The organism is Rhodococcus sp. BH4, assembly GCF_002079265.1.
Taxonomy (GTDB): Bacteria; Actinomycetota; Actinomycetes; order Mycobacteriales; family Mycobacteriaceae; genus Rhodococcus_F; species Rhodococcus_F qingshengii.
In genome coordinates this window covers 4,117,959-4,132,033 of record NZ_CP014941.1, presented here as the reverse complement: position 1 = coordinate 4,132,033, position 14,075 = coordinate 4,117,959, and the positions used below count along the sequence as shown (strand labels likewise).

Below are 14,075 nucleotides of genomic sequence, written 5' to 3'. Positions count from 1 at the left end.
CATATCGCCTGCCGGTCTCTCTTGTGTGGTCCTGGTTCGCGGGGTCGGCTGCGATAGTCTGGGCTGCCGGAGCGAGCGGACCACATGAGTGAGGCACTGAATTGATTTCGGGACAGGACCTGCGATCGCGGCGCTTGCACGTGGGGATCAGTCAGTTCCAGTTCGCCCGCCAAGCGGGAGTCTCGTCAGCAGTCGTCTCCGCGTGGGAACTCGACAAGGCATATCCGAAGCCGCTGGTTGAGCGAGCAGTCCTCACGGCCCTCTCCGCGTTGGAAGCGGCCAAGCGTGAGGGCACGTACGCGGCCCCCCGGAAGCGATCGAGCGGTAGTACCCGTGCGCGTCGAGCGACACCGGTCAACGACCCCGCCTCGGTGGCCCGGCGTGCCGTCGCGGGGGCAGGAAGCGGCGGCCCCACCGTATTGGCAGCGTTCTCGGGTTGTGGCGGTATGGCCGAAGGCTTTCGGATGGCGGGGTTTTCGGTGGAGGGATACATCGAAGTCGTGCCGGAGGCGCGTGCGACCTTCGATCGGAACTTCCCCGGCGCGAAGTGCCTCGGCGAGGACATTCGGGCGATCGACGAAGCCCGGGTGAAAGATCTTCTGGCACAAGTGGACATCGATGTGTTGGCTGGGGGACCGCCGTGTCAGGGGTTCAGCCTTGCCGGCCGGCGAGACCGCGACGATCCGCGCAACCATCTCTTCCGGAACCTGCTGCAGCTCGCCGAACTGGTGAAGCCGAAGGTCGTGGTGATGGAAAACGTGCGACTGCTGCTCAGCATGAAGGACCCGGACGGTGGGATGGTCGTCGACCGGATTCTCGGCGAGATGGCTGCATGCGGTTATGACGCCTCGGTCAACACGGTGAATGCGCAGGATTACGGAGTGCCGCAGTTCCGGGAACGAGTGTTCATCGTGGCGACCCGCCGCGACAGTGGTATCGGGCCGCTGCGTTTCCCGCCGAAGACTCACGGCGTGAATGATGTTGCACCGCTGAGGACTTTCCGCGACGCCACCGTCGACCTGGCCCCGCTGGAATCCGGGCAGGCCTGCGAGACGGACCCGCTGCACTGGGCCGTCGAACATCCCGAGCACGTCTTGCGGTGGCTGCGTGATGTGCCGGAAGGAATGTCGGCTCACGACAACGAAGATCCGGCCATGCGACCGTCGTCCGGGTACAACACGACGTACAAGCGCCTCCGGTGGGACGAGCCGGCGTCCACGGTCGGAACCACTTTCGGGATGATCTCGGCTTCACGCAACGTGCATCCGAAACACACGCGATCGTTGACCGTTCGAGAAGCTGCTCGCCTCCAGACCTTTCCCGACGACTACGTCTTCGAGGGTAAGTGGGGAGCGGTGCGCACGATGATCGGCAATGCGGTGCCACCGCAGCTGGCGTCGGTACTGGCAGGAGAGATCAAGAAGGCACTCGGCTGAGATGGAGCACCGACGGAAAATGGGGCCGACGATGTCGGCCCCATTTCGAGTTACGCCCTGGCAGGGGTGTGGTGCAAGCGAATCAGCTGAGGTTGAGCTTGGCGATCAACGGCTGGACGACCTTGATGATGTCGATGACGGCGCTGAGGGTGTTGATGGAACCCATGTTTCGGTCCTCCGTGTCGTATGTACAGGTGTGTATGTACAAGGTTGTGTCTGCGTGGTGTTTCTGTACGACCTTGTGTCGCAGACACAAATTAGCAAACTGGACGCTTGTTTGGGTCGAAATGACCGCTTTGCGCTGAAGTTGCTGAAAAGTTCACGGATTGTTCAGGAATGTAAACAAAAAACAGGCCGGACTCCCCGAAGTCCGGCCTGTCGATGACGCTTTGCGATCAGCTGAATGCCGAAAGTGCGCTGATGAGGCCGATGCCCGCAACTGCGACCTTGAGGACACTCAAGACGTCTTCGAGCTTGACACCCTCGGGCAATACGTTTTCGACAGACTCCATGTTGGATCCTTCATGTGTTGGGGTCGTGGTCCAGTGCCACTGCAAGCAAGATACCCAATCGTGACCACCTGTGAAACCCCGGCACGAAGATCACAGTTGTGTTGCGCCGGACTCACTGGCCGTCGCGACAACGGTGGCTGCCACTATTTGCTCCACGCTGATGCCCGCTGCCGGTAGGCAGTGGTAGAAAATTCGTTCGCAGAGGTCGACCATTTCGCCTCGCTCGAGCGTCGGCTCGTCGATCCAGTTGACGACGATTTCCTCCATGAATGCCTGCCACCCGGCGATTGTCGCCTCCACGGTCGCATTCGATTCGATGCCTAGATTCGTCAGCGCAGCGACAATCCACGTGGTGAAAGTGCGGCGCATGCCTCGGTAGATCGTGCGCATTCGGACGTCACCACTGCCGGCCATACGCATCACGGCGAGGTAAATGGTGGGGTGCTCGATAACGGCGTCGACGAATGTCTCGATACCTGAGTGCAGCTGGGACGTGATGGGTAGCTCGGGATCCGGTCGCATTCGATCTTCGAGATCGGCCGAGGCGGCCTCGAGGATGGCGTTCTGGAAACCCTTCTTGTTCTTGAAGTAGTGGAACAGCAGTGGCGGCGAGACACCGGCCTCGGCTGCGACGCGATCCATCGACAGTTGGTCGAAAGGCTCGGTCCGCAGCATCTGTACTGCCACCTCGAGGATTTGCCTCTGACGGTCTTCGGGGGAGCGGGGGACTGCAGCCATTCCGTCATCTTATGTATTGGTTCGGAAGGTTCATTGACTTTTACTCAACGCTGTCTATAACGTGAGGTAACACATACGTGAGGCGAGGAGTCCGACAGTGTCTGCTTTCGACATCGTGGTCAACGACGGGTTGTGGTTCGACGGGACGGAGGCTCCAGGTCTGCGTCGTAATCTCGGAATTCGAGACGGCGTGGTCGCGGAGGTGTCCACGACGCGCCTCGAGATCGGGCCGGACACAGAAGTGATCGACGCGGCCGGCAAGTGGGTTCTCCCCGGTTTTGTCGACGTCCACACGCACTACGACGCCGAAGCCTTGGTCAGTCCAGGGCTTCCGGAATCGGTTCGCCACGGCGTCACGACGGTCGTGCTCGGCAATTGCTCGCTGTCGACGGTGTATTCGACCCCGCGCGAGATTGCGGATCTGTTCAGCCGGGTCGAAGCAGTTCCCCACGACGCGGTGCTGCGCATCCTCGAAGCGAACAAGACCTGGACCGGTCCCGCGGCTTACACCGCCGCCCTCGAAGCCCTTCCCCTCGGACCCAATGTCGCGGCCTTCATCGGTCATTCCGACATCCGCACGCACGTACTCGGACTGGGGCGCGGTACCGACAAGAAGGTCAAGCCGACTCGCTCGGAACTCGGCCGGATGGGCTCGATGCTCGAGGATGCCATCGACGCTGGGATGCTGGGCCTGTCGTCGATGACCAATGCCCTCGACAAGATCGACGGCGACGAATATCGTTCTCGCTCTTTGCCGTCGACGTATGCACGGTGGAAAGAGTTCCGATTCCTCAACCGCATCCTTCGCGATCGCGGAAAGATCTTGCAGAGCGCTCCGACCATCAACCTGCATCCGAACGTCGCGGCGTTCTTCGCCGAAAGCTCCGCGATCGGACGCAAGAAGCCGCTCAAGACGTCGCTGCTCTCCGGCGCGGATTCGAAGGCCTACCCGGTGATCGTGTACTTCATGCTCGCTGCGGCCCCACTGCTCAATCGCTTCGCCAAGACCGATTTCAAGTGGCAGCACCTTCCGGTTCCCTTCACCGTCTACGCGGATGGAATCGACCTCGTCGTGTTCGAGGAGTTCGGTGCCGGCGCCGCCGCTTTGCACCTCAAGGACCAGGTGGAGCGCAACGAACTGCTCCAGGACGAGTCGTACCGTCGCGCATTTCGTAAGGACTACGACAACAAGTTCTCACCCCGCATCTGGCATCGCAATTTCTACGATGCGGTCATCGTGGGATGCCCGGACGAGACGTTGATCGGCAAGAACTTCGGTCAGGTCGGTGACATCCGCGGAGTGCACCCGGTGGACGCGTACCTCGACCTGGTGGTGAAGTACGGGCGAGATCTTCGCTGGCGCACCACCATTGCCAATCACCGGCCCAAGTTCGCGAAGAAACTCGCCGCGAGTTCCGGTGTGCAGATGGGCTTCGGCGATGCCGGCGCACATCTGCGCAACATGGCGTTCTACAACTACCCCGTGCGGCTCCTCAAGCGCGTCAAGGACGCTCAGAGTGACCGCAAGCCGTTCCTCACCATCGAGCGCGCAATCCATCGACTGACCGGCGAACTGGCGGACTGGTACGGCATCGACGCCGGACATCTGCGCCAGGGTGACCGCGCGGACTTCGTTGTCATCGACCCGGCCGGCCTCGACGAGTCGGTCGACGGGTTGTTCGAGGCAAACGTGCCCGAGTACGGCGGGATCAGCCGGATGGTCAACCGCAGCGACGACGCAGCGGTCGCTACGGTGATCAACGGCCGACTCGTCTACCGCGACGGTGAATTCGCCCCCGGATTCGGAATCGAAAAGACAGGTCAGTTCCTGCGTGCCGGTGAAAAGGCTCCGGTTACCAGGGCCGCGAAGACTAGCGTGGCGCTATGACTACACCGGCGGATCGCCTCACCTCGTACTCCCGGACCGGGCTGACCTTCGACGTACGCGACGAAGGTCCGGCAGACGGTCCGGTGGTGGTTCTCCTGCACGGATTTCCGCAGGATTCGAGCTCGTGGGATCAGCTCGCACCGCTACTGCACGACCGCGGCTTCCGGACCGTCGCACCGGATCAGCGAGGGTACTCACCCGGCGCGCGGCCGAAAGCGCGCTGGGCGTACCGCGGGTCCGAACTCGCCGCTGACACTGTCGCACTGATCGACGCACTCGGGGTGGGCAAAGTGCACCTGGTCGGCCACGACTGGGGTGCCGCAGTCGCATGGCAGGTGGCCGCCGAACGGCCGGACTTGCTCGATACCGTGACCGCGGTGTCGGTTCCGCACCCACTGGCGTTCATCAAGGCGATGGTGACCAGCACACAGGGACTGAAGTCGTGGTACATGGGGGCGTTCCAATTGCCCTTCGTCCCCGAGAAGATTCTGTCCTCCACGTCGGCGGGTGAAAAGTTCCTGATTTCGAGCGGGCAGACGCCGGAGAACGCGCGGCGCGATCTGAACGCCATGCTGGCTCCCGGTCGGCTACGCGGCGGTCTGAACTGGTACCGCGCGATGTGGATGACCAAGCCGAACCCCGCAACTGCCAGGGTCACCGTGCCGACCCTGCACGTCTGGAGTGACGGCGACGCCGCCATCGGACCCGAGGGGTCTGCGCTCACCCCCGCGTTTGTCGACGGTCCGTACCGGTTCGAAGTTCTCCGGGGTGTGAGCCACTGGATCCCCGACGAGGCGCCGACGGAGTTGGATCGGTTGCTCGGTGAGCATTTCAGCAGCTGACCGAGTTTCGTACTGAAGCCCCCGCCGTTCGGCGGGGCTTCAGTTGTCAGCAAGGTCGTCGACCAACCGTGGTCAGCGAGCTCCGAATCGCTCTTCCACCTGCTCCTTCGTCAGGCCGAACTCCTCGAGCGTGTACTTGTGCGAAGGTTTGCGAGCACCGGAGCGGCTTTCCTCGTGCATTGCCTCCATCGACTGCTGCGCAGTAGATGTCAACGGAATGTCGAAGTGCGTGTAGATATTCTCGACGGTTCCCAGCGGATCGGTGACGAAGTCCTGATAGTCGACGTCGATGAACTGTGCGGGATTGTGGTGTACGCGTGCACTGTCGAACTGCTCGAGCCCCCTGGCCCACAATTCGAGCTGACTTTCGCCGATCACCTTGTCGGTGAACGTGTTCGACCAACCCTCTGTCGCCTGGGCGGCCAGGCTGCATACCGACGGAATGATCGTCGTAGGGGAGCGGTGAGTCTGGATGACGAGAGCGTCGGGGTACGCCTCCATCAATTCGTCGAGCGCGAACAGGTGGCTCGGGTTCTTTAGGACCCACCGTCGATCCTGATCGGGCAGACCGATCAACTGCAGGTTCTTCTTGTGTCGTGCATAGGCGTTCGACCACTCCTGGTCCTTCAGCCATGCGGAGTACGTGGGTAGATTCGCCAGGCACTCGTACGACACGGACTTGAACGTCTGGCGCAAGAGTTGCCAACATTCTTCGACTTCACTGGCGGACATGTAGTGCACGCCCATGAATTCGGGATGCTCGACGTGGTGTTGGCCGAACGTCTGCTCGATCTTGGCGAAGACCGGGTTCGACTCCCAAGTATCGCGAGGCGGGCGAGGCTGGGGGAACTCGGTCAGCCACATCTCCAGGCCCTGGTGAGCCGGGTCGACCGTGAGGAGGCGGTGCAGGGCAGTGGTGCCGGTGCGCGGCAATCCGGTGACGAAGATCGGCCGCTCGATCTTGACGTCGGCGTGCTCCGGATGCTCCTTCCATGCGGATTCACTGAGCAGACGTGCCACCAGGGCGCCGCGAAGGAATACCCGAGAGATCTTGCTGCCGAAGGGCGTCAGATCCTCGTCACGGTCGTAGGACTCGAGCAGGACCGACAGAGCTTCGGTGTAATCGTCGACGCCGAAGTCCGTCAGGCCGGTCATCCGCGTCGCCGAGGCGTGGAGATCCTCGACGGTGCCGACGTGAGTGCGTTCAGTCATGGTGCTCCTAGTGATGGAATTCGCCGCAGTTGACGTCGATGCATTGGCCGGTGATCGCGCTGGCCATCGGGGACGCCAGGAAGATCGCCGCATCGGATACTTCATCCGTCGTCGGCAGGCGCTTGAGGTCGGTGTTCGACGCAGTGTGCTCGTAGATCTGCTCGACAGTCATGCCGAACTTCTCCGCCTGGTGCGCGAAGTATCCCTTGAGGGTGTCACCCCAGATATAGCCGGGTGCAATCGAATTGACACGAATTCCCTGCGGGCCGAGTTCGGTGGCCAGGGACTGCGACATGGCGAGCAGGGCCGACTTCGCCATCTTGTAGCTGCCGTAACGCTCTTGCGAATGCCGCAACACCATCGAATTGATGTTCACCACGGAGCCGTCCGACTCGGCAAGTGCCGGCGTGAACAGCTGAGTCAGGCGCAACGCACCCAGTACGGTCAGTTCGATGCTGTCGCGGATGTGCTGGTAATCGGTGCGAGCCAACGGTTTCATCGACGGAATCGAGAATGCATTGTTGATCAGAGTGTCCACTTTGCCGTAGGCGGCAATGGACTCGGCCACCAGATTCTCGGCGGAAGCCTGGTCGGTGATGTCGGTGGCAACGGTGACGGCGCGCCCACCGGCATCGACTATTTCCTTCGCAACGTCGTCGAGTCGCGATTGCGTACGTGCTGCGAGAACAAGACTCGCGCCGGCCGACGCACATCGAAGGGCCAGAGCGCGGCCGAGTGCCGGGCCGACTCCGGAGATGACTACTACACGGTCTTCGAGCAAGGCGGTCATGATTACCCCAGCATTCGGTTGTCGATGGCGGCCTGGCGCTGGGCAATTCGTGCTGCCCAGTCCTCGGCGGTGATGGCGTTGGTGTCGAAATGCGGCAGGTGCTTCGCAATATCTGCGACGGCGACGATTTCGACGGTGGGACCGTCCTGCGGCGTCAGCTCGCGGGACACGCGCTGCCAACGGAACTGCAGAATGCCGCGCGGATGTCCGACGGTTTCGATCCAGTTGGTGACACCGGGGTTCTTCTCGCTGACCACCATTCGAACCATCCCGTCCGGATCGACCTGTGCCTGGCCGTTGTTGAGGGAGGTCTGATGATTGACGTAGTCCAGTGAGATGTACCAGAGGCTCCCCAGTTGGAAGCCGAGATACGGTGCGTCGGAGGCGGGAACGGTGATGATCATCGCCTGCTCGTCGGTGAGTTCGTAATGTCCCACCGACGAGTACTGCGTTGCCAGCCCGCCCGGTGTCAGGCGTGGTTCGGTCATGGTGTTGACCGTGAGCTTGAGGTAGAACCACTCCGGGAACTGGAGCCACGTCTTGACCCGCGTGACCAGTGCCTTCCCAGCCCGGGCGTAACGCTTCTCGGTCTCTTCGGCGGTGAGAGGTGGCGGCGCGATCCCGATCGAATCGGTGCGCTCGATGCGGATCACACCGCGCTGCTGACTCCAGTCGCTGTAGACCTCGCGAACGACCAGCTGCGAGGATCCGGGCGCCAGGGTGTAGTAGTTGGCTCGGCCGTCGGCAGGGCCGGGGCCGAACCAAGCGACGAAGTTACCGTCGTCGTCTATCTCCAGCTCGCGGTCGTCGAAGGCGATTTCGCTGCCGGGAACGTTCGAGTTGGTGTAGTTCCCACTCAACACTTGGAAGCTGAGATCGGCTGTGGTGCCGCGCTTTCCGGTGACCTTGTATTCCTTGTCGTCGTTGATTCGGGCGCCGAAGTACAGAGTGTCGGGGTTGTCGAGGCCCATCTTGGTGAATGGTCCGGTGCCCTGGATGAAACTCGGATGGGTCTTTTCGCCGGCCCAGGCGGCATGCGTCGTCGCGATGATTCCGCCGGCCAGATATTGGTATCCCTCCAGTAGATCCTGTTCGGATCTGATGTGCGGCGCAGTCTCGATCAATTTCTCGGCTTCGGCGATCGCCTCGGCAAACGGGTCCGTCAGCACGCTGGCTCCTCACAGTTCCGACTATGTCGCCGGTCCAGAGCGTCGTGGTACAAATATGTACCTATTTGGTAGATGTTGGGTATTTCGACAATAGAACGCGTTCTAGGGAGTGGTCAATGGGTGGACCGGAGAAGACGCCTGAAGAGGGACGCCCGAGGGGGAGACAATCGCCTCCCACCGAACGGGTGGTTCAGGTGCTCGACTACCTCGTCGGCCGCCCTGATCAGCGGTTCGGGCTGTCGGAACTGGCCCGCGCGCTCGAGATCAGCAAGCCCACCTGCTTGGGAATCCTCACGGCGCTGGCTGATCGTGGATACCTGACTCGGGACGAGGTGTCGAAGACCTATGGGCTCGGTCCGGCCTTGATCGCGGCCGGACGTGCAGCTCAGCGAGGATTTGCCGTCGGACCCATTGCCCGCACCCATCTGGAGAAAGTGAGCACGGAGTTCGGGACGACGTGCACGGCGTCCGGTGTGATCGGTGATCAGATCAGCGTTCTCGAAGTGACCGGACCGATCGGCGCGCGTCGCGCTGCCAAGGTCGGTCAGGTGTACCCGTTCGCTCCGCCGGTCGGGCTGATGTACGTCCTCTGGGGTTCGGATCACGACATGGACAGTTGGCTGAGCAAAGAGCCGAGCCTGCCGGTGCGCTTGGATCGCGAGCGTCTGTGGAACGTGGTCCGCGAGTGTCGGGCTGCGGGGTATCTGGTCGAGAGTCTGGATCCCGTCGGGCAGCGACTGCACACGCTGATGGCGGGCGTTGCGACGCACGATCTTCCGCCGGAGGTGCGTGAACTGCTCGGTGAGATGGTGTCGAGCCTGGGCGAGAGGGTGTATCTCGGGCGCGACATCAGCTCTGACGACGAGCATCCCGTCAGTCTCATCGCGGCCCCGACCTACGACGCCGAGGGGCATCAGGCCCTTGTGCTGACACTTTATGTGGGTGGGGCGATCACGGGCGCCGAGATCGAGCGCCGCGCCGCGGTGCTGGTTGCGGCGGCGGATGCGGTGACGGCGGAAGTTGGTGGCAGGAGTCCGGTTCGCGGTCTGTGACGTCTTATTGCCGGTCATTGACCTTTGGGTAGAACGAGTTCTATTCTGTGATTGCGTTCAATTTAGAACCAGTCCGGTACATAAATGTACCGATGCGGAAATGGTGTTCCGCACGGAGTACGTGATGCTCAGGAGCGAAAGACATGGCAACACTCCAGACCCCGCTCGCCTACGAGTTGTCGCATCTGCGAGCACTCGAAGCGGAGGCGGTCCATATTTTCCGCGAAGTCGCAGCGACTTTCGAAAAGCCGGTCCTCCTGTTCTCCGGAGGTAAGGATTCCGTCGTGATGCTGCACGTAGCGGCCAAGGCATTCTGGCCTGCCCCACTGCCGTTCGCTGTGATGCACGTCGACACCGGTCACAATTTCGACGAGGTGATCGAATTCCGCGACCAGACGGTCGATCGCTTCAACCTGCGTCTTGTCGTCTCCAGCGTGCAGGACGACATCGACGCCGGACGCGTCATCGAGGACACCGGAGTCGGTTCCAGTCGCAATCGCCTGCAGACGCACGCGTTGCTGCGCGGAATTCGCGACAACAAGTTCGACGCCGTATTCGGTGGTGCTCGCCGAGACGAGGAGAAGGCGCGCGCCAAAGAGAGGGTGTTCAGCTTCCGGGACGAATTCGGGCAGTGGGATCCGAAGGTGCAGCGACCTGAACTGTGGAACCTGTACAACGGCAAACACCGTAAGGGCGAACATATTCGGATCTTCCCGCTCTCGAACTGGACAGAGCTCGACATCTGGCAGTACATCGAGAGCGAGCAGATCGACCTCCCCGGCATCTACTACGCCCATCGTCGCGAGGTGGTTCCACGCGACGGAATGTTGTTGGCACGCACCCGTTTCCTCGAGCTTCGCGCCGGCGAAGAGTCCTACGAGGCGTTGGTGCGCTTCCGTACGGTCGGCGACGCAACGTGTACCGGATGTGTCGAATCGTCGGCCGAAACACCGGGCGCTGTCGTGGAAGAAGTTGCGGCGAGCCGTATCACGGAGCGTGGCGCAACCAGAGCTGATGACCGGATTTCCGAAGCTGGCATGGAAGATCGTAAGAAAGAGGGGTACTTCTGATGCCGCAACTGCTGAGAGTCGCTACAGCGGGCAGTGTCGACGACGGAAAATCGACACTCATCGGCCGCTTGCTCTACGACTCCAAGTCGATCTTCGAGGACCAACTCGAGGCCGTGGAACGGAGCAGCCGAGAACGCGGCGACGAGTACGCCAACCTCGCGCTACTGACCGACGGATTGCGCGCCGAGCGTGAACAGGGCATCACGATCGACGTGGCCCACCGGTATTTCGCGACCCCTCAACGGAAGTTCATCATCGCGGACACTCCCGGGCACGAGCAGTACACCCGCAACATGGTGACCGGCGCGTCGACGGCCGATCTTGCCCTGATCCTGGTGGATGCTCGCAAAGGGGTGCTCGAACAGACGCGGCGGCACGCCTTCTTGTCCACTCTCCTGGGGATACCCCACCTCGTGCTGTGTGTGAACAAAATGGACCTGGTGGGCTGGTCTCAGGAACGGTTCGAGGAGATCAAGGAAGAATTCCGACAGTTCGCGATCAAACTGGACGTCCACGACCTGACGTTCATTCCGGTCTCGGCGCTGTTGGGGGACAACATCGTTGCCCGGACCGAGAACATGTCCTGGTACGACGGGCCTTCTCTGCTGCACCATCTCGAGCAGGTGCACATCGCGTCGGATCGCAATTTGATCGACGCGCGTTTCCCGGTGCAGTACGTGATCCGTCCGCAGAAGCAGACCGACGCCGACCTCCACGATTTCCGTGGATACGCCGGAACGGTGGCCAGTGGCGTCTTCAAGCCCGGCGACGAAATCGTGGCTTTGCCTTCAGGATTCACCTCGACGGTGAAGGCAGTCCACGGGCCGGGCGGTGACGTGATCGACGAAGCGTTTGCGCCCTCGGCCGTATGCATCGAGCTGACCGACGACCTCGACGTCAGCCGCGGGGACCAATTGTGTCGGCTCAACAACCGGCCGCAGGTCGGGCAGGAAATCGATGCGATGGTCTGTTGGTTGACCGAACAGACAACTCTGTCGGAGAACAATCGCTACTCGTTGCTGCACACCACGCGCTCCACGAAAGCGCAGATCGTCAAGCTCGACTACCGGCTGGACGTCAATTCTCTGCACCGCGACGAGAAGGCAGAATCTCTGTCCCTCAACGAGATCGGCCGCATCTCGATCAAGACGCAGCAGCCGTTGATGTTCGATCCCTACCGCCGCAACCGCGTGACGGGCAGCTTCATTCTCGTGGACGAGACCACGGGCAATACCGTCGCCGCCGGAATGATCAATGGTCCGACACTCAAGGAATCGCGCGTCGTCTGGCACAGTTCGGAGGTTTCTCGCGAGGAACGTGCGACTGCCGGCGCCACCGTCTGGCTCACCGGTCTCTCGGCCTCGGGTAAGTCGACGATCGCGGTGGAACTCGAGCGGCGGTTGGTGGCCGCGGGTATCCCGGCGTACCGCCTCGACGGCGACAACCTCCGGCACGGATTGAACGCGGATCTGGGATTCAGTGCCGATGACCGCGCCGAGAACGTCCGCCGAGTCGGCTCGGTGGCGCAGTTGTTCGCTGATTCAGGTGCAGTGGCAGTGGCCTGCCTGATCAGCCCGTACCGCGAAGATCGTGATCGAGTGCGGGCGGCGCACGAGGCCGCCGGGCTGAAGTTCGTCGAGGTCTACGTCGACACCCCGATCGAGCAATGTGAAGCCCGAGACCCCAAGGGCATGTACGCCAAGGCCAGGGCCGGGGAAATCACGGGATTCACCGGAGTCGACGATCCCTACGAAGCTCCGACAAGTCCCGAGCTGGTGATCAGACCCGAAGACGGAACGCCTACCGAACTTGCGCTGCGAATTATGGAAGTGTTGGACCGGTGAGCGAATCCACACACAGCAGAATCGCCGACGAGGCACTCGCGGCGGAATTGGCGCAGGCCGCCGGTGCGATCCTCCTGGGGATCCGAGCCGAGGGGCTGGGTGTTGACGACGGTCGTGAACTGGGCCGCCGGGGCGACAAGGCCGCCGATTCCTACATCCTCGACCGGTTGGCTGCCGAGCGGCCGGGCGATGCCGTGCTCTCTGAGGAATCTGCCGACGATCGCAGTCGTCTGGATGCAGCTCGGGTCTGGATCATCGATCCGCTGGACGGCTCCAAGGAATACGGCTTGCCGAATCATGCGGATTGGGCAGTGCACGTGGCGCTTTGGGAGCGCGGTCGCGGAATTACCGCAGCCGCGGTTGCTCAGCCGGCGCTCGGAGCGGTGTACTCCAGTGGCGACGAGGCAGCGTCGGTTGCCGCCAACTCGCCGCTCCGCGTAGTAGTCAGCGGATCGCGACCACCCGCATTCACCGAAGCGGTGGCAGCCGAACTCGGCGCCGACGTGGTGCACATGGGATCGGCCGGCGCCAAGGCGATGGCGGTGGTGCGCGGCGAGGTCGACGCGTACCTGCACGCCGGTGGGCAGTGGGAATGGGATTCGGCTGCACCCGTCGGCGTCGCACAGGCGGCGGGACTGTATTGCAGCCGCATCGACGGTTCGCCGCTGCTCTACAACGAATCGCATCCGTACCTGCCGGATCTCGTGATCTGCCGACCGGAGTTGTCGGAGTCGATCCTGGGCGCAATTGCCAAGCACTCCACGGAGTCTGCGGTAAGCGGACGCGTCGCCATGGCGCGTGAATACGTGAACGCATTGCTCACTCATGACGCAACGAAGGTCCGCTTCGCCGCCGACGCCTGGCGGGTCGAGAACGGTCAGCGAACCGGTGACAGCGGCGCATTCATCAGCAACGAGCTCGAACAAGGCCAGCAATATCGCGGAATCGTGGCGATACGTGAACTCGCGCTGCGTGAGTGGGGCGAGAGCGTCGTAGCCCGGTATCTGCTCGACCTCGGAACACCTGGCCAGGCACCGGCCGTCACGGTTTTCGTGACCGAGTACTTCGGGATACCGGCAGGTGAGATCGAAAGCATCATGGCAATCATCGAACCCCACGGAGACGATTCGAAAGAGGCTGGCACACAATGACACCGGACAAGCTGGTCACCGAATTCTGCGCACTGTGGGCAAATGCCGATGTCGCGAAAATTGTCGAGTACTTCACCGATGACGTCGTTTATCACAACATCCCGATGGAGCCCGTGGTCGGTCGCGAGGCCGTCCGGGCGTTCATCGAGCAGTTTGTCGGTGCCTTCGGCAACATCGACTTTCAGATCAAGCGTCAGGTCGCGGACGGCAACACCGTCATGAACGAGCGCGTCGACGTCTTCACCGTCAACGGCGCCGAGGTAGCGCTCCCGGTCATGGGGGTGTTCGAAGTCGAGGACGGAAAGATCAAAGCCTGGCGCGACTATTTCGACATGGCACCGATCAATGCGGCAGCCGGCCAGGCCTGATCG

General features: G+C 62.0%; 13 protein-coding genes. 8 read left to right on the top strand and 5 right to left on the bottom strand.

Annotated features, from left to right (window positions below):
• Positions 1-140 precede the first annotated feature (140 nt).
• Complete coding sequence (gene dcm / locus A0W34_RS18960; protein WP_081558089.1) at positions 141-1,436, top strand: DNA cytosine methyltransferase; 1,296 nt, start codon at positions 141-143, stop codon at positions 1,434-1,436.
• An 82-nt stretch (positions 1,437-1,518) separates the two neighbouring features.
• On the opposite strand, the gene A0W34_RS33665 is transcribed toward dcm, so the two are convergent.
• Both A0W34_RS33665 and A0W34_RS18955 read right to left on the bottom strand, forming a co-directional pair.
• Positions 1,519-1,644, bottom strand: coding sequence for a hypothetical protein (locus tag A0W34_RS33665; RefSeq protein WP_003941303.1), 126 nt, complete (start codon positions 1,642-1,644; stop codon positions 1,519-1,521).
• Between the two features lie 394 nt (positions 1,645-2,038).
• Positions 2,039-2,686, bottom strand: a complete 648-nt coding sequence (locus A0W34_RS18955; protein ID WP_081558088.1) for a TetR/AcrR family transcriptional regulator — start codon at positions 2,684-2,686, stop codon at positions 2,039-2,041.
• 97 nt (positions 2,687-2,783) lie between these two features.
• Between A0W34_RS18955 and A0W34_RS18950 the strand changes: the two genes are divergently transcribed.
• Positions 2,784-4,574 (top strand): N-acyl-D-amino-acid deacylase family protein, encoded by a 1,791-nt coding sequence (locus A0W34_RS18950; protein WP_081558087.1) that lies wholly within the window; start codon positions 2,784-2,786, stop codon positions 4,572-4,574.
• Complete coding sequence (locus A0W34_RS18945; protein WP_081558086.1) at positions 4,571-5,416, top strand: alpha/beta fold hydrolase; 846 nt, start codon at positions 4,571-4,573, stop codon at positions 5,414-5,416. The genes A0W34_RS18950 and A0W34_RS18945 overlap by 4 nt, the downstream gene beginning before the upstream one ends.
• A gap of 72 nt (positions 5,417-5,488) precedes the next feature.
• On the opposite strand, the gene A0W34_RS18940 is transcribed toward A0W34_RS18945, so the two are convergent.
• Genes A0W34_RS18940 through A0W34_RS18930 form a run of 3 tightly spaced genes read right to left on the bottom strand, consistent with a single transcriptional unit; the run spans position 5,489 to position 8,587 of the window.
• Positions 5,489-6,628, bottom strand: coding sequence for a sulfotransferase family protein (locus A0W34_RS18940; RefSeq protein ID WP_081558085.1), 1,140 nt, complete (start codon positions 6,626-6,628; stop codon positions 5,489-5,491).
• A gap of 7 nt (positions 6,629-6,635) precedes the next feature.
• Positions 6,636-7,418 carry an SDR family oxidoreductase gene (locus A0W34_RS18935; protein ID WP_007726165.1) on the bottom strand — a complete coding sequence of 261 codons (783 nt, stop codon included), beginning with the start codon at positions 7,416-7,418 and terminating at the stop codon, positions 6,636-6,638.
• Between the two features lie 2 nt (positions 7,419-7,420).
• Entirely contained in the window at positions 7,421-8,587 is a 1,167-nt protein-coding gene (locus tag A0W34_RS18930) for a hypothetical protein (protein WP_064075259.1), read from the bottom strand.
• Between the two features lie 116 nt (positions 8,588-8,703).
• Here A0W34_RS18930 and A0W34_RS18925 point away from each other — a divergent pair, with 116 nt between their 5' ends.
• From A0W34_RS18925 to A0W34_RS18905, 5 genes are all read left to right on the top strand, one after another.
• Positions 8,704-9,639 carry a helix-turn-helix domain-containing protein gene (locus A0W34_RS18925; protein ID WP_047270168.1) on the top strand — a complete coding sequence of 312 codons (936 nt, stop codon included), beginning with the start codon at positions 8,704-8,706 and terminating at the stop codon, positions 9,637-9,639.
• 143 nt (positions 9,640-9,782) lie between these two features.
• The gene (gene cysD / locus A0W34_RS18920) at positions 9,783-10,709 is read left to right on the top strand and encodes a sulfate adenylyltransferase subunit CysD (RefSeq protein ID WP_081558084.1); all 927 of its coding nucleotides are present in this window, start codon (positions 9,783-9,785) and stop codon (positions 10,707-10,709) included.
• Positions 10,709-12,553: an adenylyl-sulfate kinase gene (gene cysC / locus A0W34_RS18915; protein ID WP_081558083.1), complete on the top strand. Its 1,845-nt coding sequence runs from the start codon at positions 10,709-10,711 to the stop codon at positions 12,551-12,553. The genes cysD and cysC overlap by 1 nt, the downstream gene beginning before the upstream one ends.
• Positions 12,550-13,704 carry a 3'(2'),5'-bisphosphate nucleotidase CysQ gene (locus A0W34_RS18910; protein WP_081558082.1) on the top strand — a complete coding sequence of 385 codons (1,155 nt, stop codon included), beginning with the start codon at positions 12,550-12,552 and terminating at the stop codon, positions 13,702-13,704. The genes cysC and A0W34_RS18910 overlap by 4 nt, the downstream gene beginning before the upstream one ends.
• A complete protein-coding gene (locus tag A0W34_RS18905; RefSeq protein WP_081558081.1) occupies positions 13,701-14,072 on the top strand; it encodes a nuclear transport factor 2 family protein in 372 nt (123 codons plus the stop codon). The genes A0W34_RS18910 and A0W34_RS18905 overlap by 4 nt, the downstream gene beginning before the upstream one ends.
• Positions 14,073-14,075: the final 3 nt, after the last annotated feature.

What these genes read in the sequence shown, in the direction of transcription:
- A0W34_RS18945 (WP_081558086.1), top strand. Translation starts at nt 4,571, where the DNA reads ATGACTACACCGGCGGATCGCCTCACCTCGTACTCCCGGACCGGGCTG.
- A0W34_RS18905 (WP_081558081.1), top strand. Translation starts at nt 13,701, where the DNA reads ATGACACCGGACAAGCTGGTCACCGAATTCTGCGCACTGTGGGCAAAT.
- A0W34_RS18935 (WP_007726165.1), bottom strand. Translation starts at nt 7,418, where the DNA reads ATGACCGCCTTGCTCGAAGACCGTGTAGTAGTCATCTCCGGAGTCGGC.
- A0W34_RS18925 (WP_047270168.1), top strand. Translation starts at nt 8,704, where the DNA reads ATGGGTGGACCGGAGAAGACGCCTGAAGAGGGACGCCCGAGGGGGAGA.
- cysD (WP_081558084.1), top strand. Translation starts at nt 9,783, where the DNA reads ATGGCAACACTCCAGACCCCGCTCGCCTACGAGTTGTCGCATCTGCGA.
- A0W34_RS18955 (WP_081558088.1), bottom strand. Translation starts at nt 2,686, where the DNA reads ATGGCTGCAGTCCCCCGCTCCCCCGAAGACCGTCAGAGGCAAATCCTC.
- cysC (WP_081558083.1), top strand. Translation starts at nt 10,709, where the DNA reads ATGCCGCAACTGCTGAGAGTCGCTACAGCGGGCAGTGTCGACGACGGA.
- A0W34_RS18940 (WP_081558085.1), bottom strand. Translation starts at nt 6,628, where the DNA reads ATGACTGAACGCACTCACGTCGGCACCGTCGAGGATCTCCACGCCTCG.